At 61.8% G+C, this 17,757-nt stretch carries 14 protein-coding genes and 3 pseudogenes; 5 read left to right on the top strand and 12 right to left on the bottom strand.

Features of this window, described 5'->3' with window-relative positions; translation table 11 throughout:
• Positions 1 to 10: 10 nt before the first annotated feature.
• The 8 genes and pseudogenes from KB879_RS38730 to KB879_RS38705 all read right to left on the bottom strand — a co-directional run bounded on the left by KB879_RS38730 (position 11) and on the right by KB879_RS38705 (position 7,081).
• Entirely contained in the window at positions 11 to 1,996 is a 1,986-nt protein-coding gene (locus KB879_RS38730; protein WP_211983168.1) for a helix-turn-helix domain-containing protein, read from the bottom strand.
• A complete protein-coding gene (locus tag KB879_RS38725; RefSeq protein WP_211983165.1) occupies positions 1,977 to 2,624 on the bottom strand; it encodes a hypothetical protein in 648 nt (215 codons plus the stop codon). Before KB879_RS38725 ends, KB879_RS38730 begins: the two co-directional genes overlap by 20 nt.
• A 684-nt stretch (positions 2,625 to 3,308) precedes the next feature.
• Entirely contained in the window at positions 3,309 to 4,463 is a 1,155-nt protein-coding gene (locus tag KB879_RS38720) for an IS110 family transposase (protein ID WP_013958800.1), read from the bottom strand.
• A gap of 220 nt (positions 4,464 to 4,683) precedes the next feature.
• Positions 4,684 to 4,941, bottom strand: coding sequence for a hypothetical protein (locus KB879_RS38715; RefSeq protein ID WP_228772839.1), 258 nt, complete (start codon positions 4,939 to 4,941; stop codon positions 4,684 to 4,686).
• A 24-nt stretch (positions 4,942 to 4,965) separates the two neighbouring features.
• Complete coding sequence (locus KB879_RS40740) at positions 4,966 to 5,214, bottom strand: hypothetical protein (RefSeq protein ID WP_371827446.1); 249 nt, start codon at positions 5,212 to 5,214, stop codon at positions 4,966 to 4,968.
• Positions 5,188 to 5,302: pseudogene (locus KB879_RS40115) on the bottom strand (IS5/IS1182 family transposase); the annotation flags it as partial. The gene KB879_RS40740 and the pseudogene KB879_RS40115, both read right to left, overlap by 27 nt.
• 26 nt (positions 5,303 to 5,328) lie before the next feature.
• Positions 5,329 to 6,036 (bottom strand): NUDIX hydrolase, encoded by a 708-nt coding sequence (locus KB879_RS38710; protein WP_153957109.1) that lies wholly within the window; start codon positions 6,034 to 6,036, stop codon positions 5,329 to 5,331.
• Between the two features lie 799 nt (positions 6,037 to 6,835).
• Complete coding sequence (locus KB879_RS38705; protein WP_249221433.1) at positions 6,836 to 7,081, bottom strand: hypothetical protein; 246 nt, start codon at positions 7,079 to 7,081, stop codon at positions 6,836 to 6,838.
• A gap of 92 nt (positions 7,082 to 7,173) precedes the next feature.
• Here KB879_RS38705 and bluB point away from each other — a divergent pair.
• Together bluB and KB879_RS40735 are read left to right on the top strand one after the other, a co-directional pair.
• A pseudogene (gene bluB / locus KB879_RS38700) lies at positions 7,174 to 7,740 on the top strand (5,6-dimethylbenzimidazole synthase); the annotation flags it as partial.
• Positions 7,720 to 8,163, top strand: a pseudogene (locus tag KB879_RS40735) (hypothetical protein); the annotation flags it as partial. The pseudogenes bluB and KB879_RS40735, both read left to right, overlap by 21 nt.
• A 117-nt stretch (positions 8,164 to 8,280) precedes the next feature.
• On the opposite strand, the gene KB879_RS38695 reads toward KB879_RS40735, so the two are convergent.
• The 4 genes from KB879_RS38695 to KB879_RS38685 form a co-directional block, all read right to left on the bottom strand.
• Complete coding sequence (locus KB879_RS38695) at positions 8,281 to 11,694, bottom strand: adenylate/guanylate cyclase domain-containing protein (protein WP_211983163.1); 3,414 nt, start codon at positions 11,692 to 11,694, stop codon at positions 8,281 to 8,283.
• Between the two features lie 187 nt (positions 11,695 to 11,881).
• Positions 11,882 to 12,301 carry a LysR substrate-binding domain-containing protein gene (locus KB879_RS40105; protein WP_228772821.1) on the bottom strand — a complete coding sequence of 140 codons (420 nt, stop codon included), beginning with the start codon at positions 12,299 to 12,301 and terminating at the stop codon, positions 11,882 to 11,884.
• Positions 12,228 to 12,593, bottom strand: a complete 366-nt coding sequence (locus KB879_RS40100; RefSeq protein ID WP_249221432.1) for a hypothetical protein — start codon at positions 12,591 to 12,593, stop codon at positions 12,228 to 12,230. The genes KB879_RS40105 and KB879_RS40100 overlap by 74 nt, the downstream gene beginning before the upstream one ends.
• A 1,092-nt stretch (positions 12,594 to 13,685) precedes the next feature.
• The gene (locus tag KB879_RS38685; protein WP_153956482.1) at positions 13,686 to 14,624 is read right to left on the bottom strand and encodes a LysR family transcriptional regulator; all 939 of its coding nucleotides are present in this window, start codon (positions 14,622 to 14,624) and stop codon (positions 13,686 to 13,688) included.
• Positions 14,625 to 14,784: 160 nt separating this feature from the next.
• Between KB879_RS38685 and KB879_RS38680 the strand changes: the two genes are divergently transcribed.
• The 3 genes from KB879_RS38680 (at position 14,785) to KB879_RS38670 (ending at position 17,698) form a co-directional block, all read left to right on the top strand.
• On the top strand, positions 14,785 to 15,789 hold the full coding sequence (locus KB879_RS38680; RefSeq protein ID WP_153956483.1) for a tripartite tricarboxylate transporter substrate binding protein: 1,005 nt from the start codon (positions 14,785 to 14,787) through the stop codon (positions 15,787 to 15,789).
• A gap of 12 nt (positions 15,790 to 15,801) precedes the next feature.
• Positions 15,802 to 16,884, top strand: a complete 1,083-nt coding sequence (locus KB879_RS38675; protein ID WP_211983161.1) for a maleylacetate reductase — start codon at positions 15,802 to 15,804, stop codon at positions 16,882 to 16,884.
• 193 nt (positions 16,885 to 17,077) lie between these two features.
• Positions 17,078 to 17,698 (top strand): hemerythrin domain-containing protein, encoded by a 621-nt coding sequence (locus KB879_RS38670; protein ID WP_211983159.1) that lies wholly within the window; start codon positions 17,078 to 17,080, stop codon positions 17,696 to 17,698.
• Positions 17,699 to 17,757: the final 59 nt, after the last annotated feature.

The following is a 17,757-nucleotide window of genomic DNA, read 5'->3' as shown; positions in this document are numbered from 1 at the left end:
AGTGACACGGTTAATAGACCTGGCCGGTGCCAATATTCAGTTTCTTCGGGCGAGTCGGGGTTTTCTGCTCGGAAGCCTTGTCTACGGTCGGCGCTGACTTGAGGTTCGTTGTGGTCTGCTCGGCGGATACTCCCCGCCCCATCGCGGTTCGCGCCGTCGGCGCGGACGACAGAATCCGCTTTGCCTCCGCCAGTTCGGATGCCGCCTTCCGTGTCTTCTTTGCCTGCGCCAGCTTTCCGTCGACGTAGTCTGCGATGGGATCCGCCTCGACTGCCACGCGTGACCGTTTCTTGTTCTTGTTCTCCTTATCGATTTGCTGGCGTAGCTTCAGGTTGTGCCGCATCACGCCCCAAGCTCCCTGGGCCTCCAAGATCCCTAGCTCAACGCCGTCAGGTTGGAACGCACGGACACAGCGAAGATCATCGGCATTCAGATAGATAAGCAGGCTCTTGCCGATCAGATCCGTGCTGCAGGCGAGGACGCTGCTTGTGTAGCGCACGCCATACAAGTTGATGTGCGGTCGAACGCCCCGGTCGAGGTATGCGCGCACTGTGCAACGCCTGGCTGACTGCATCAGGCACAGCGTGCGGCGCCGATGTTCGGGCAACCATGTCACCAGTTGCTCCTTGCCCCGAATGAAATACTCCATCGCCTCAAGTGGCGTGACATTGTTCAGGCTGGCATGCGGTGTACCGTTGTACCTCGCGATAGCGTATTCGACTAAATCCTCCAACTCGTCAAACGACACAAACAAGCGTAGCTTTCCCTTCGGATCGGCCAGTGCGCGCCGCAGATCACGGGGATGCGAACCCGTATAGCCAGGCAATCTGGAAGACAGCTTGCTCGCAATGGTCCCAAAGAAGCGTTCGATGTAGGGTCGATCATCGGGGCTGTACTTCGGCCCTGCGTCTGCACAACAGCCAACGAATTCGCACAAGGCATCCAGTGTCTCTTTGGCGAGATTCGCCTTCGCATTGTCAAGCTTCATCCATTCCCAAGTTGTGTACGCGAGCTCTGGCAGGCGCTCTGAGGGAAAGCCGTCGTGTGGACCATAGACCAACCCAGGAATCGTGAAGTCGCGTGGTCGATGCGGCTCCAGGGCCGACTCGATGGTCTTGATGACATCGTAACGGCTATACTCGCGACCCAGCGAAAGGTGAAAGCCCAGCACCGCACGCGTGCATACGTCGATGATCGCGAGCAACCAAACGCGTTCGATCTCGAACTCATGTTCAAAGCCCAATGCATCGCGTACTACCACCTTCAGCCGGATATCGAGTCGGTGGCCGTCGAACTCCACGACATGGTAAGGGCGCACGGCCGGCCGACTGTCCGACTTATCGTAGTGCGGCAGACCCTTCAAATGCTTGGCGCCTGCCGCCCGTGCCGCCGTGCGGAAATTGCGAAGCAACTCGACTTTAAGCCGCGCGGATAGCGACCGAATGGCACGGCCATCCGTATTGAAGGGGTAGTCCACCGCCGTCAGACCGAGGGATCGGCACTGCCACAGAAACTCCGCGTGCAGTGCATGCAAGCCAACCAGACGTGTCTGCAGTCTTCCGTCGGTATGAACCTGTTCGAGCGACACGCGGCGCTGTTTTACTTTTAGGAGCAACCATCCCGCGAGCGTCGGAAAGCGCTCTAGGAAAAGCGCGAGCGCGCCCGCTTTACCACTTCCGCCTTCGCTGGGCCGGCCATTGACTGGACTTACCCGGACGTACTCATTGACGCGCACGTGCGCCAACAGGGCACGGAATCCAAAGATGCGTCCGTCAGGATGCGGCGCCAAGCCTCGCTCGAGCCACCGATAGATCTGTCGACGGTTGACGCCGGTTACCTTCTCAATGTCCTTTACACGTTCGCCGCGCGCGTAGCGCTCGACGGCCTCTATTCTTAGCTTCGTGACCTCGCGCGCTTCGACGTCAAGCTCGGTCCACGCTATGCTTGGCCACGCGCTCAAATCGATTGATTGAAACTCAGGCTTGCGGCGAATCATGACAGGCCTCCCCGACTGCAAACTTCGTCATCCACGACAATGGGTCGGTTCGCAATTCCTCAGCATGCACGCGACCGGTATGCAGTAGACTGAAGATGGCGGCGCGCACAAGCACGGGATCACCCTTCGAGAACTCGCGCTCGATGGCTAGAAGCGGCTTCGGGCTGGCGACAAAGCGCTCGACCGCGTCGAGCAGCGGCACCGACACGAAACCTCGCGTGGCTACGATACTTGGCAGCATGCGCTGCCAGTTGTCGATCCAGATGCGGGATGCTGCCTGTTCGGCCGCGTCGACCAGCCGGACATTGAGCACATCAGCGCTGAACTCAAGGCCCTTCTTCGCTTCTTCATCAATAACTGGATTCGGCAGGAGTACCAACTCCTGCCGGTCGGAGTATGAGACCAGGAAGTCTGCAAGGTACCGCCGTCCGCGAAACTGAACGAATCCGGGACGCTCACAAAAGTGGGCGATTGCCGGATCGGATTCGATCAAGACCCACTGGTCGAACGCACAGCGTCGGTAGAAAGTGAGCCGCCGCTTCAGCTTCGGACTGAAGGCTTCGAAGCGGTGCGCGCCGCGGGGGCGGACGAGCGCAACCGGCTCCGCTATGTGCAGAGAATCTTTCATAAGATCAATGCCTTACGAGCGGGCTTCGAAGTCTAGGAGGCCAATTGACAAAATTAATCCGGACTAATGCGAATTGACGACTTTGCTTCGCGGTGAGTGTAAGCAATATTGTCAATTCGCCGGCCCGACTTCTATATACGGCGCGGCTTCCAGGGCGATTCCGGAGTGACAGAATTGCTTCGTTCTACGATTGCCCCACCGGACCTGGATTTGACGGGACAAGCGTCATTCTACTGGCCCCGATGCGCCGGCTTTGATGGTCTACCGGGCCATGGCACGTCATTTTCGACGCCACGTGGTACCTCGTACGGCGACCTGGCTGGCCAGAATCTTCAGGTATCCGCATCCCGCCGTGGCCGCTGTTGCAGATCGCTTCTATGGGGAATAGTTTGTCAAGTGGCGGCAAGCTTTCTACAAAGATTCAGATCATAAAGAGTCCTCGAGGTCGGGCTGCGTGGGCTCGACTAACGTAAGGGGGAGACGGCTGGTGCGCACGTGAGACATCGACGTCTCACCAACTTCTATCCGCCGGTAGTACCGGCCTCATCCTTTATGCGCGTGGCGCCGGATAGTGCAATCCGGGAGATGTGCCCCATCTAATTATCGGCCGCGCTCAGCAGGCCAGCGATCTGCGCGGGCACAACTCATCTCACCCTCGATTGTTTTGCGACATCGCAACTGATGTCATGCCAGTTTGAACTGGGCCCCGTCGGGAATGATGCCTTCCGTTAGGTAACGCCATAGTGCAATCACGAGGCGCCTGGCGAGCGCGACGATGGCAATGCGGCGGGCACGACGGTTGGGCCCGGTACCTTGGGTGCGCTCGTTGAACCATCGTGTAAGCGCACTGCCAGGCTGGTATCGGAGCCAGCCCCAAGCCATCTCGATAAGCTGAACCCGTACCCGTCGATTGCCTTGCTTGCTAATACCCTGATCGACCCGGCTCTGGCCGCTGTCGTAGGGCTGGGGCACGAGTCCTACGCACGCGCCGAGCTGTCGGCGGTTGCGGAACTGCCGCCAGAACAGTTCGAGCATAAGACGCGATGCACCAATGTCACCCACTCCCCTCAAGCGCTTGAGCCAGGTGATTCGCTCACGTACCGGCTCGGGTAGGCGGTCATGAAGAGTACGCTGGAGATCCTTGAGTTGCTGCTCGGCGAGTTCCAGGCGATGCGATTCACGCAGCAACCGTTCGCGCAGTTCGTCTGGCAACGGCGAGCCGTCGTGGCAGGTCAGTTCGCCGCGAGCGAGCCGCTTGGCGAATGCACGGTGGTCAACCTCGTCCCAACAGCCAACGGTAACAAGCAGTTTGCGCATGCGGTCGCGGTGCTGCATGACTTCCTTCTGCAGTTGTCCGCGATCGCGAATCAGATGACGCGACGCTTCATCCTGCAGAGAGGGCGCACGCACCACCCGCATACGGTCTCGCTCGCCATGTAGCCATGCACGTAGATTGGTGACGAGCTTGATTGCATCGAGGCGGTCCGTCTTCGCACGCCGCTTGTGGCGCTCCACCGGGATGCTCGCGGCATCGACCATATAACAGTCGATGCCGCGCGAGCGCAGCGACCGAAGGATCCAGAATCCGTCCTGTCCAGCTTCGTAGCTCACGACCACACGCACATGCGAAGGCAGCGACCACTTGCGCTTTTGCTGCTCGATCAGATCAAGCACGGCCTGCAGTCGAGAAGCGGCTTGTAGAGCACCGACCGAGTGAACCGCGGGTTGCTCCCTGAATCCGTCGTGAAGTGCAACCTTCCATTGTGCGGCCGACAGTTCGAGAGATACCGCCAGGATGGCGTCTTCAGCATGTAGTTCGGTAGCGTGATCGGCGTTCATGATGCCCTCCATTGAGCGAGCTCGTGCCCCATCAATCCTACTGCTAGCCGTCTTGGCGATTCTTCCCCTACATAGGATCTATTTCTGCGACTGGCGACCACTAATTCTGATAACGTGGCGTATCAATGGGGCCCCTTGATTTCCGCGCAATTTACCGGGGTAGCCACCCCTAGCATCCATACGGTTTTCTGGCTGATGCCTGTCTAAAACCCCAACCTAATCAGTCACTTGCTGACTGGACCAGCCAGGCGACGCCCTCGGTGCCGAAGTAGGCTGGCCTGCCGCCAAAGGTCCGACGCGTCGCCATCAGGTGCAGGTACTTCCAGGTCGAGGAGCCCTCGGCGATATCGGCCAACGTCTCTCTGAGCTCCTGAAGTTCGAGGTTGCCGTTCTGATCGGCGTAGATGTCGCGCCAGACCTTTTCGACGGCTTTGCTTGGCTCGTAGGGCACGCTGAAATCGCGATCAAGTACTGCCACCGGCACCCCAAAAGCCGTTGCGATTCAGATAGAGAGCACGTCGTCATAGAGGCTCGGTTCGGCCAGCGCCTTGTTGAGCTGATCCCGGCGCTTCGCCTGGGGCGGTGGTGGCGGTGAAGCGTGCGGCGGTTGCTGCGCAGCGGTAGTGGGCTCGGCGAGCACGGCGGCGTAGGGCAAGCCCCAGTGTCGACCACTGGCGATGTCCTGGACCACAGCCTGGGTCTGACGCAACTCGAGGATGCGCCCAGTATGCGGTTGCGGCGTGTTCTTCATCGCCCCGGTAGCGGACCTTGAGATAGCCGAACTGCTTGAAGATGCGAAACGGATGCTCCAGCGTGACGCGGATGCGGGTTTTGACCCGTTACAAAAAATTTAGCACAAGTAATTTCAACGATCAGGCAAGACTCTTTCAAAATACTCGCGTTGAACAGCCGGCAGCTTGAGTCCGGCCAGGTCCGAAGGATATTTCACGAACAGGACTCTCGACAGTTCTGGATCGACCTGATCCTTTAGAAATGTCCCAATCCTTTCGGACACTTCCGCGCGAGACAATTTCAGCCTGGCTTCCTTGAAAAAAGCACAACGCACATCGTTCTCCACCCGGGTCCAGCCATTGGCTAGCTCGAAGTCTTCATGGGTCAGGCCGGTTTCTTCCTTGACCTCTCGAACCAGAGAATGCTCCAATGCCACCGTGCCGTCCTGCAGTACATCATCGTCATTCAACGTTCCGGAGGGGAAATAGCTCAGCCCTGCATTCGAAGTATGCGACGCCATCGTGCCCAACAGGAAGAAATCATCCGATGTCTTGACTGCCGCAATCGGAAAACACAGTTTCGCGCTCTTGATGGGATGATTGAGTTCGCGCCACGCCATGAACGCTGCGTAGGACGTCCGGAGCAAATGTACCTCCAGCGAAAGATCGTCACCTGACATATCGTGGGACATCAAGACCGGGCCGTTGAATATCTTCGGCTGACGTTCGGTCAGGAAAGTCCAGATTCTGGAAATATCGGACGAATGCGAAGTTTCAAAGTCCCAACGAATTCCTGCATCAATCTTCGCCGAAACATGTGAGTGCTTTTGATAAACTTCCATTCAATTTCCTCAGCAAAGTAATTTAACCGGTCTACAGAATATTCTGCTCCACATCGAAGTGCTGCCTGATCTCGCGTTGCATGAATGCAATTAGCGCACAAATATCACTCGCACATCCCGGCCGCCCCGAGCGTCGAGGCGCCAATGCTTAACGCGTTGTTCGTTCGCTCCACCGTAACCCGTAACGCCAAGCCACTCAGGAGAGCGTATGACAGCCCGAACGTCTTCTAGCTCGCTGGGAACGTTCCTCAACACGGATCTGCGAGCAGTGAAGATCGAGGCGATGATTAGGGGGAGCGCCGCATTCTTTGAACCTTGCCCTATAACCGTGGATTGACGATACTTGTTTCCTGATTTCGCCCAAATTTCCATCCCCGTTCCCTTCCTAGCTACGCTGCAATTTTGGTGACGCTCACCAATGAGCAGATTTTTTTCCTCGCTGAGTCGAAAATCGATAGGTCGTTAAGTTATGTCTGATTTAATTAAATTTATATCTGCAGTTTGCAAAGCGAAAATAACGTGTAAATACTTCTAGTCCTTGCTCGAAAATTATCCTGCTCGGCCAGCGTCAATATGATGACTGTCTGTTGAAGTGATAGTACGCACCAAATCGAACAAATATAAGCTAGCAATTTTGGTAGGACGGCCGTTCTTGCATTGATGCTGCGAATTCACTTCGTGCAGGAATGGCTTGATCTTAGCCACGTGGCGCTGGAAGATGCGCTGATGACAGCATGGCGATGCGCGCGCGTTTGCGGGCATTGCCCTGGCGATCGACACGGTGCCGGAAGCGACCACATCAGTTCAGTGTTCCAGCCCAGCAGCCAAGGCTCAGGGTCGTTGCCGGGCGCGAAGAACACCGCGTGTAGGCGCAAGCATCCGGTAAGCTGGTATCCTCGCAACGCTTGATCTGGGCCCGCACTTCAGCAGGGATTGGCACGGCGTCGACACCCTTCGGCACCTTTCCCGCCGGGCCCGCCAGCAACACCAGCGCGCGCACCGGGTAGGGCCGATCGCTCGCCACGGTGCGGGCGTCCAGTTGCATGCGCGTGCCCGACGATCACCACGGGCGCTTGGCCGGCATGCTCGATCACCGTCGCGATATCTCCTGCCCAATCATGCGGCGTTCGTCGCGACATGCGCCACTTTCGGCCGGACCCGCTCGATCCTGCATTGCTGGAACGCTTGTTGCACGCTGCGCATCTCGCCCCCAGCGTCGGCTTCATGCAACCCTGGCGCTTCATCCGCATCACTGACAGGAACCTGAGAACGCAGGTTCACGCGCTGGTCGATGCCGAACGCCAGCGCATCGCGCTCGCCCTGGGCGAACGCCAGGACGAGTTCATGCGACTCAAGGTGGAGGGCATCCTGGACTGCGGGGAAGTCCTGGTGGCAGCGCTGATGGATGGACGCGAGCGGCACATCTTCGGTCGGCGCACCATGCCGGACATGGATCTCGCTTCGGTGGCCTGCGCCATCCAGAACCTCTGGCTTGCTGCGCGCGCGGAAGGAATCGGCGTGGGCTGGGTTTCCTTGTTCGACCCTGAACAGCTTGGCCGGCTGCTGCGGCTGCCGCCCGGTGCCCGGCCAGTGGCTGTGCTGTGCCTCGGCCAGGTCGACATCTTCTATGAGAAGCCGATGCTGGAACAGGAAGGCTGGGCCAGACGGCAATCCCTGGACGAGATGGTGTTCGAGAATGGCTGGGCCAAGCCCAGCCCCCAATCGCCCGGGCTGATTATTGAACCGGCAATTGTTCTTTTAGAAAATCACGATGGCCATAAGTTGACGCTCAGCGTTTCCGCACCCCAATCAAGTCTCTCCGCCTCGCATGCGGTTTGCGCGGGCAGTGTCGCACTGATGACACCCTATCCGCGCCAGGTGGTCGAGATGGAAATCGCGTTCCTCGCCCGACACGGTGTCGAGGTCGTCTGCGAAATCGCAGACCCATGTTCCACGCCGATTCAGCAGGACTCGTTTCCTGCCTCGCATTGGGCTGACCTGGCGCGACAATTCGATACCGACAACGCCGATGCAGTATTGATCAGCTGCGCCGGCATACAGGTGAGCGACGTCATCGAAGAGATCGAGCGTGCTGGCAAACCCGTCATCACCAGCAACCAGGCCCTGCTTTGGCACTGCTTGCGCACGCTGGGCCTGGCAGATCGCCCCACAGGATTCGGCAACCTGCGGCGGGCAATTTCGACAAGGGCACATACCTCCCTTGACGAGGTGAGCCAGCGCTTCTCAGTCGCGCTGGCCGGATGGTCGCGCAGCATCCAGCAGTGCCCTGGCCTGCTGCCACTCAGCGGTGTCGAACCCTTCCGTGAAGGACTCATGCAGGCCGGCCAGCATCTGCCGCGCAACTTCCGCATTGTCCTGGTCTTGCCATAGCCGAGCCAGACCCAGCGCCGCGCGCAGCTCGAGCGACTTCGCGCCTTGCTGGCGGCCGATGGCGATGGACCGATGAAAGCACGCTGCCGCCGCTTCGGGGTCAGCAGCCCCGTCCGGGCGATGGAGAAGCAGTTCCGCCTGGAGCCGATGCAACTCCGCTTCAAAGAAACGTTCCCCCGTGTTGCCGACCGTGGCCAGCGCGTCAGCCAGCACGTCCAGTCCCGCCTGCGCCTGGCCGGCGTTCTGGTAGGTTTGGGCCAGCAGGGCCAGAAAATAAGGCCGCCCCAGCTCGGCGCCCGTGGCCTGGTAGGCGGCCAGGCCCTCGCGTATCTGGGCAATGCCCTCCTCACTGCTCCCCTGCTCGGCCAGCGCCCAGCCCCGCAAGATGGTTCCCCATGCGAGCCAGAACGGAAATCCTTGCTCGGTCGAGAGCGTGATGGTGGCGTCGGCGCACTCCCGGGCCAGTTGTGTCTCATGCCGCAGCTGATGCAATTCGGCGGCAAAGGCCAGGCCGAGAGCGAGGCTGAAAGGATGAGAAAGCCTGCGGGCCAGCGCCAGCGCCTCTTGGGCAGCCTTGCTGGCCTGAGCCGGAAAGCCCTGCAGCCATAAGACCCATCCCAGAAGGCAGAGGCCACGGACCCCATGGTCCATCTCATAGAGTGCGTCATGGGCCTGACGCCGTTCAGGGTCATAGTGGGCAAGCCCCCGCTCCAGGTGCGCCCGGGCCTGGTGGAACTTGCCCAGAAAGAGCGACGATCCTCCCAGCGCGATATGAGCGTGCTCGAGCAGCACCGGGTCTTGCGCGTTCTCAGCCAACTCGAGCAGCGCCTCCCCTAATTCATACGCCGTGTGATGCTGCGCACGAAGTGAAAAGAAAGTGCGCAATCCCAACTTCACCTGGAACAGCTGCGGGGTTTCACCACCGTGTTCGCACAAGGTCAGGGCTCGGGCATAGTTGGCCTCCACCTCCGACGAGGCATAACCTCTCGCAGCAATCAAGGCTGGGCCAAGGGTGACGCGCAAGGCAAGATCCTGGCGCGCGCGTTCGGGCGCGTCGGGCAGGCGCTTGAGCAACTCCAGCGCCGTACTCAGGTGACGGATGGCGTCAAGATGCGCCGAACGCTCAACGGCCTGACGCCCGGCGCAATGCAGGTACTCCACCGCCTTGGGGATATTGCCGCTGAGACTGTAGTGATGTGCCAGTTCGCTGCAGTGGTCTCTCAAGTGATGCCGGAAGAGGATCTCGATGGCCCGGCCTGTGCGCTCATGTAACGCGCCGCGCTGTTCCGAGAGCAGAGAGTGGCCTGCGACTTCCTGGGTGAGGGCGTGCTTGAACGCATACTCGACTTCCGGGAATGCCGGCCGCCCGTAGATAAACTCTCCCGCCTGCAGGCCGGCCAGCAGTGGATAGAGGCGCTCCTCGGACTGCCCGGTGACCTGCCGGATCAGGCTCAAGGGGAATTCCTTGCCGATCACGGCCAGGGTCTGCAGCAGTTCCTTCTGCGCGAGTGGCAGCCGGTCCATGCGCGCCGCGAGCACGCCCTGTACCGTGGTCGGAATATGCAGCGCGGCCGGGGTCTTTTCAATACGGTAATGGCCGGGTTCACCGAGCAGCGCCTTTTCCTCGGCCAGAGTCTGGACGACCTCCTCCAAGAAAAAGGGATTGCCCTCGGTTTTTTCGAGGATAAGCTGCCTGAGCGGCGCGAGGCTGGGGTCATTGCCCAGCAAGTCGCCGAGCAAGCCTTGCGCCTCGGCTGGACCGAGGGGGGCGAGCCGCAATGCAGTGCCATTGTCCTTGTGCCCCCACGCGCACTGATACTCGGGGCGGTAGTTCACAAGCAGCAGCATCCGGGCCTGCGCCATTCGCTCGATGAAGTAAGCGAGGAAGGCTTCGGTCTCGCTGTCCAGCCACTGAAGGTCCTCGAACAGCAACTCGACGGGCTGATTAAGGCTCTCTCGCACCAGAAGACGCGTGATGGCCTCGAACGTGCGCTCGCGCCGGAGGCTGGCACCCATGTCCGCCAGCGCCGAGCCGAGCTCGCTGATGCCCAGCAGATACAGCAGGTAAGGCATGACGTCTTCAAGACTGCGCTCCAGCGTGACGATCTTGCCCGCGACCTTCTCGTGGCAGCGCCGCTTGTCGTCCTGAGCGGTGAGCTGGAAATAATTCCTCAGGAGTTCGATGAGCGGCAAATAAGCAAAGGCTTTGCCGTGCGACACCGAGAAGGTCTCCAGCACCAGGCAGTCGCTCTGCGAGCGCGCCTTGAACTCGTGGAACAGCCGCGACTTGCCGACCCCGGCCTCCCCCACCACCGCGACGATCTGCCCGTGTCCGGCGGTGGACTGGTCCAGCGCCAGGTGCAGCGCCTCCAGTTCGGCTGCGCGGCCAACGAAGCGGGCCAGGCCGCGGTGCGCTGCCACTTGCAAGCGCGTGCGCAATGCCCCCAGACCAAGCACTTCATAGACCGCGAGCGGCTCGGGGATGCCTTTGACCTGGGCCTCTCCCAGCGCCTTGAACTCGAAGTACCCCTGCGCGAGCTTGTGGGCGGATTCGCTCACGAGAATGGACGAGGGCGCGGCCATCGTCTCCATCCGCGCAGCAATGTGGATCGTGTGCCCCACCGGGTCATAGTCGGTGTGCAGGTCGTCCTTGCGGATCGAGCGCACGACTACCTCGCCCGTGTGGACGCCCACCCGGATCTGCAGCGAGATGCCCTGCTCCAGCCGCAGCTTGTCGCTGTGCCGGTGCATTGCCTCCTGCATGCGCAGCGCCGCGTACAGCGCGCGCTGGGTATGGTCCTCATGGGCGATGGGCGCGCCGAACAGCGCGAGGATGCCGTCGCCCAACGACTTGGCCACGTAGCCCTCGTAGTAATGCACGGCCTCCATCATCAGCTCGATGACGGGGGTAATCAGGTGGTTTGCCTCTTCCGGGTCCCGGTCGTGGATCAGCGCGGTCGAGCCCGCCATGTCGGCAAACAGCACGGTGATGGTCTTGCGTTCGCCGGCGGTCTCTCCCCGGGCTTCCAGCGCCGCCTGCTCGGCCCGGATGCGCTCGGCCAGGTGCGGTGGAGTGTAATGAACGGGGGCGGCGGACGAGGCTTGCGGTATTTCGCTGACGGGCTCGCCGCAAGCGTTGCAGAAGCGCGCCGCCGGGCTCAGTTCGTGGCCACAGCGCGCGCAGAGGCGCGCCAGCCGGTTGCCGCATTGCTCACAAAAATTGGCGCCAATGGCATTCTCAAACCCGCAAATTGTGCAGCGCGCCATGGGAGCCTCCCCGGACTTCCTCCGGGTAAATTAAACGCCCCATTGCCTTTCATCGCAAGACCGACTCGTCTCTGCATGATCGCCTGGATCGGGCTGAGCATTGCGCGGCGCACTTGGGGCGCTCCTCTGCCCTGCCTACTCTCTCAAGGTCTCGATGATCTGTTCGCGCAGCCACTGGTTACCCTCGTCATTTGTCGAAGCTTTCATGCCAGTGCACCGTGACTTCGACTTCGGGAATCTTGACCGGCAATGGATAAACCGCGAACTGCCCGTGCTGGTTGAACGCTTGCGCCACGCGTCGCGGTAGCGTGACCATCCAGTCGGTGCGCTGCAGGATCTGGGGCGTCACGGTGAAATGCGGCACCTGAAGCGCGATACGCCGCTGCAGGCCGGCGGCCAGCAGTGAGTCGTAGATATTGCGGTGACTACTTTCACTTGGCGCCACCGCGATATGGGAGAGCTCGAGAAAACGCTCCGCGGACAGGCTGCGCGCCGGCAGCCCGGGGCGCTTGCGTGTCATGCACACGTAGTCCTCATGAAACAGCAGCGCATATCGTGTTACCGGCCTGAGAGCGGGCAGATTGCCGATGGCGAAAGAGCTGGCCAAGCCGCAAGGCTTCTTCCACCTGAGCTACCAGCAACTGCCTGACCTCCAGTTGCGTTTGCGGCGCGACCCGCTGCAGCTTTTCGCATAACGGGGGCAGGAAGACCTGTTCTCCGATGTCGGTCATGGAAAGGCGAAATACCCGTTCGCTGGTGCCGGGGTCGAAATGTTCCGTGTGGCGCAGGGCCTCGCGGATCGACGAGATGGCGCGCCCTACCGGCTGCGCGAGTTGTTGTGCGGTGGGCGTAGGCAGCATGCCCTCGGGGGTGCGCACGAAAAGCGGATCGTCGAACAATGTGCGCAGGCGCCCCAAAGCATAACTAATGGCACAGGCTGCCGACTTGGTGCCCGCTTTGGCCGCCTGGGCGCCGCCTGTTCGAGCAACGATGCATGTGTCTTGGGCACGACGAGTATCGTCAAACCCAGTCCAACGCGCAGCGCGTGCTCCAGATTGACGCCCTTGCCATTCTCCAGCTTGGACAACATGCCGACGGAAACCCGCAATGATTTCCAGCCTGATCAATGGGCATGCCCTTCCCCTGCCCGCGTTGCTCGTATCCGGTCACCAAGCTGGTCAATGCTTCGGGATTGTCACGCGTTATGGCGGAGTTGGATCAGGAAGCGGCCTCGGCATAGATGTGGAATAACTTTCACGAAAGTGAAATTATACAGAGGTGACACCTCACGTCGATGGCCCCTCCCTTTGAAAGCCGTCTTTACTTGTTGTGGGTCGTTTTCTGGTGGTTAATTGCGTTTTTATTTCACTGCGAAACAACGTACCTGTGGTGTTGTTGAAGATCGTCATTCGTGCGAGCCGCGCTCATCGTTCATGCGAACGTAGCCTTTTCACGCTCATCATTCATGCGACTTTAGCGTTTCAATACGAAACAACGTTCCTGTGGGGCGTTGCGCACGCTCTGCGAAGCAACTGCGATTTTGGCCAGTTCGACGTAGTCTCACGAATGCTGAGCATCCATGGCCTTGACGTTGCCTTTCAGCAACTGTCAAATAGCGTACTTTCCGACGAAATTCGCATAGAAATCAGAGCCTTTGGGCCGTGCGAGCGGTCGCGCATATGGTAAGCACCGGTCGCACGATATCTGATCCTCAACAACGCCTGAGCCTGCAATCGCGTCCAACGTTAATGCCGTCGATGTTCTCGGCAGACGTACGACGGGGGCAGCCGGCGTTCGCGCACTTGAATGCCACCGTCATTGCCAACAGGTCGGAGATATCGGGGGCGGGCCGGTGGCACAATCGCTTCGCTCTACCATAGCCCGCTACTATGCCCTGCGGCACACCGGGACGTCATCACTCGTGTGCCTCATTGACGTGGTCTTCCGAACAGTCTTTTGCGGAGATCGCGAAAGCCGGCCCCCCGGCCGTCTTACGCCAGCACGGCTTCCCCTGCCATCGCCTGTTGCCAGGTCGGCGGGCTGCCCATGCTGGCGGTCAGGTGGGTGCAGAAAGCCTTCACTTTCGCGCTGGCATGCTGGGTGGCGCGCAGCAGGTAGATGCCGCCGGGCACCTGTGGCAGCAGGCCGTCAAGCGCCAGCTCCACCAGCCTGCCCGCGCCGATATCCGGCCCGACCGACCAGTCGGGCATCAGCGCAATGCCGAGGCCCTGCAGCACGGACAGCCGCCGCGCATCGCAGTCGTCACACTCGAGCGCAAACGTTGCCTCGGCGGCGTGCGCCGGCGTCAGCAGCTCACGCCAGCCGCGCATGCTGGTGCTGTGGCCACGGTCGATCAGGCGGTGCCTGCCGATCTCGTCGGCATGCGCCGGACGGCCATGCAGGGCCAGATAGCCAGGCGTCGCGCAGATGATGTAACGCTGGCTGGAGATGCAGCGGGCAACCAGCGAGCTGTCGGCCTGCTGGCCGACGCGGATCACGACATCGAACCGTTCGACCACGGGATCGACGATGCGCTCGGTCAGCGCCAGCTCCACCGTCAGCCGCGGATACTGGGCGTACAGCGCGCCGAGGTGCGGCACCACGTGGCGCCGGCCGAACGCGGGCAGGCACGCGACCCGGATCAGTCCGCTGACGCCCTGCTCCAGCGCCGTCACGGCATCGCGCGTATCGCTCAGCTCATGCAGGATGCGCGTGGCGCGCGCGAACAGCAGTTCGCCGGCATCGGTGCGGACCAGCGCCCGGGTCGAGCGCGTGAACAGCGGCACCCCCAGTTCGCGCTCCAGCGTATCGATTTGCCGCGCCACCGAAGAGGCGACCAGGCCGCGCTGGCGGGCTACCGCCGAGAAGCTGCCTGACTGGGCGACTTCGACAAAGATAGACAGGTTTTCCGCGAATCGGCTGAACTCCATTTTTGCAATCTCCGCAAAGGCGTTGCGCAGGCGAACCGGCTTCCCGCACGATGCGGCCCAGTCTAACATCCAGTGACCGATCCCGGCACGTCGGCTTTTAGCAAATAAAGCAAAAGTGGAGGATGCCGGGCATCCCGATCACAGAGAGGAGCAGACCCCAATGGAGACTACCGCAGCAAAGACGATCCGGCGCTTCGCGCTGCCACGGCTAGCGGCAGCGGCGCTGGTCCCGGTGACGGCCGCGTCGATGTCCCCCGCCAGTGCCCGCGCCGAAACCTGGCCGGCCAAGCCGGTCACGCTGATCGTGCCCTATGCCGCCGGCGGCACCGTGGACAAGGTGGCGCGGCAGATCCAGGAGGGCCTGCGCAAGCGCCTGGCGCAGCCGGTGATGATCGACAACCGCGCCGGCGCGGGCGGCACCATCGGCACCGCACAGATCGCGCGCAGCGCTGCGGACGGCTACACCATCGGCATGGTATTCGATGGCTTCGCCACCGAGTCGCATATCTACCCGAAACTGCCGTACGCCTCGCAGAAGGACCTGACCGGCGTCTCGTACATGGTCCGCTCGCCGATGGTGCTGGTCGTTCCTGCCAGCTCGCCGTACAAGACGCTGCAGGACTATGTCGCGGCGGCGAAGAAGCCAGATGCCGTGTCGTACGCGTCGGTCGGCGCCGGCAGTTCCAACCAGCTGGTGGCCGAACTGTTCCATGAAGCCGCGGGGACCAGCGGCACGCATACCCCGTACAAGGGCGGCGGCCCGGCCATCAACGACCTGCTGGGCGGCCATGTCGATTCGATGATCGCCAGCCTGCCGCTGGTGATGCCCTACGTGCAGGCCGGCAAGCTGCGCGCACTGGCCGTGACAGCCGCCCAGCGCGACGCGCGCCTGCCGGGCGTGCCGGCAGTGGCGGAGTCCTACAAGGGCTTCGAGGCCTATTCGTGGGTGGCGATGATCGCGCCGGCGCGCACGCCGCTCAACGTCCTCGGCAGGCTCGCCGCCGAGGTCAACGCCACGCTGCGCGATCCGGCCATCGGCAAGGTACTCAGCGACGGCGGCTTCGATGTCATCGCCGGCGACAGCGCCCAGGCCAACAAGCTGATACGGGAAGAATCCGTCCGCTGGGGCCGGCTTATCAAGTCGCGTCATATCGTCATTGAATAGGTGCCTGGCATCATGCAACCCTTTATCTACCAGACCCACCCGCAGCGTATTGTGTTCCGTGCCGGCGCGCTCGCGACGCTCGGCGCCGAAGCCGACACCCTGCACGCACGCAAGCTGCTGGTGCTCTGCACCCCCCAACAACGCGACCTGGCCGAGCGCGCCGCCGAGGTGCTGGGCGCGCGCTGCGCCGGCATCTTCGATGGCGCTGTCATGCACGTGCCGGTAGAGCAGGCGCGGCTGGCGCGGTCCTGCGCGGCGGAACTCGGCGCCGATGCCGTGGTGGCGATCGGCGGCGGCTCGACCATCGGGCTTGGCAAGGCCATTGCCCTCGAATCGGACTTGCCCATCCTTGCCGTCCCGACGACCTACGCCGGCTCGGAGATGACGCCGATCTACGGCCTGACCGAAGGCGGCCTGAAGCGTACCGGGCGCGATGCACGCGTGCTGCCGCGGACGGTAGTCTACGACCCCGACCTGACCCTCGGCCTGCCGGTGGCGATGAGCGTGACCAGCGGCATCAACGCCATTGCCCACGCCGCCGAAGGGCTGTACGCGGGCGATCGGACGCCCGTCAGCGACTGGATGTGCCGGGAAGGTATCGCGGCGTTGGGACGTGCGCTTCCGGTGATCGCGACAGCCGATGGCGAGCGGGACAGCGCCCAACTGCGCGCGGCCAGGAGCGATGCGCTGTATGGCGCCTGGCTCTGCGGCGCCGTGTTGGGCAGCGCCACTGTTGGCCTGCATCATAAGCTGTGCCACACGCTTGGCGGCAGCTACAACCTGCCCCATGCCGAGACGCACACGATCGTACTGCCGCACGCGCTGGCCTACAACGCGCCCGCGGCACCCCAGGCGATGGCGGCAATTGCCGCCGCGTTGGGCCGCCCTGACGCCACCGGCCCGCAGGCGGTGTTCGACCTGGCTGCTTCTTTGGGTGCTGCCGTGGCGCTGCGCGATATTGGCATGCGCGAGCAGGATCTCGACCGCGCCTGCGAACTGGCGCTGCTGGCGCAGTATCCGAACCCGCGGCCGCTGGCCCAGAGGGAAATCCGGCAGCTATTGGATGATGCATTCCACGGCCAGCGGCCGGGCTGAAATGCGCCCTTGCGCGCCCTACTCCAGCCCCCCTAGCCGCCATTTGCGCACTTCCGCATCAGCGCTTAGCGCTGCATTGATCTGCGTCAGACTCAAATCATGCAGGGAAACTATTGCGTCACTGAGGGCCCCGCGAGTCCCGATATCGTATCGGACTCAACGGTCTGCTTGCCCAGCTTCCCAGGAGGGCGCCATGGCCACCCCGCTCGTCACCTCGCTTCCGACCTCAGCTTCCGCCGCGCTTTCCACCCCGAGCCCGACACCGCTTGCCGCCTGGCATAGCGACCATATCCATTTCGCCTCACTGCTCGACCTGCTGGAAAAGCAGATCAGCAACTTCCATCAAGGCGAGCAGCCCGACTACGGCCTGATGGCCACGATCATCCAATACCTGCGCAACTATGGCGATTGCGTGCACCACCCCCGCGAGGATGTCGCCTACGCCCTGCTGGTGGAACGAGATCCGGGCACGCGGATCATCATCAGCCGGTTACTGCAGGAACATCGCGTGATCGCCACGGTCGGCGCGGAATTGCTCGACCGCCTGCGTGAAGCCCAGAGCGAGGTGGTCACCTCGCGAGCGGCACTGGAAGCGGCCGCCGCCACGTACCTGGTGTACTACCGCAACCATCTCTCCACTGAGGAGAAACAGGTCATGCCGCGTGCCGCCCGGTTCCTGACCGAAGCGGACTGGGCGGAGGTCGCCGCCACCGATCCGGCCAGTGCTGATCCGCTATTTGGCGCCAATGTGCAGAAGCGCTTTGCGACCTTGCGCAAACAGATCGACAGCGAAGCGAACGCGTCCATGCACTGAACCATCGACCGCTACGCTGGCCTGCCGGGCCAACGGCCCGACTCAAACCTTTGCCGCAT

The organism is Cupriavidus sp. KK10 (assembly GCF_018223725.1).
Lineage (GTDB): Bacteria > Pseudomonadota > Gammaproteobacteria > Burkholderiales > Burkholderiaceae > Cupriavidus > Cupriavidus necator.
The sequence above is the reverse complement of the archived record's forward strand: the minus strand, read 5'-3'. Positions and strand labels throughout refer to the sequence as shown.

Excerpts from the sequence above, each read along its gene's own strand:
- KB879_RS38725 (WP_211983165.1), bottom strand. The coding sequence starts at position 2,624 with ATGAAAGATTCTCTGCACATAGCGGAGCCGGTTGCGCTCGTCCGCCCC.
- KB879_RS38695 (WP_211983163.1), bottom strand. The coding sequence starts at position 11,694 with ATGGCGCGCTGCACAATTTGCGGGTTTGAGAATGCCATTGGCGCCAAT.
- KB879_RS38720 (WP_013958800.1), bottom strand. The coding sequence starts at position 4,463 with ATGAACGCCGATCACGCTACCGAACTACATGCTGAAGACGCCATCCTG.
- KB879_RS38705 (WP_249221433.1), bottom strand. The coding sequence starts at position 7,081 with ATGCAACTGGACGCCCGCACCGTGGCGAGCGATCGGCCCTACCCGGTG.
- KB879_RS40740 (WP_371827446.1), bottom strand. The coding sequence starts at position 5,214 with ATGAAGAACACGCCGCAACCGCATACTGGGCGCATCCTCGAGTTGCGT.
- KB879_RS38730 (WP_211983168.1), bottom strand. The coding sequence starts at position 1,996 with ATGATTCGCCGCAAGCCTGAGTTTCAATCAATCGATTTGAGCGCGTGG.
- KB879_RS38670 (WP_211983159.1), top strand. The coding sequence starts at position 17,078 with ATGGCCACCCCGCTCGTCACCTCGCTTCCGACCTCAGCTTCCGCCGCG.
- KB879_RS38710 (WP_153957109.1), bottom strand. The coding sequence starts at position 6,036 with ATGGAAGTTTATCAAAAGCACTCACATGTTTCGGCGAAGATTGATGCA.
- KB879_RS38675 (WP_211983161.1), top strand. The coding sequence starts at position 15,802 with ATGCAACCCTTTATCTACCAGACCCACCCGCAGCGTATTGTGTTCCGT.
- KB879_RS38685 (WP_153956482.1), bottom strand. The coding sequence starts at position 14,624 with ATGGAGTTCAGCCGATTCGCGGAAAACCTGTCTATCTTTGTCGAAGTC.
- KB879_RS38680 (WP_153956483.1), top strand. The coding sequence starts at position 14,785 with ATGGAGACTACCGCAGCAAAGACGATCCGGCGCTTCGCGCTGCCACGG.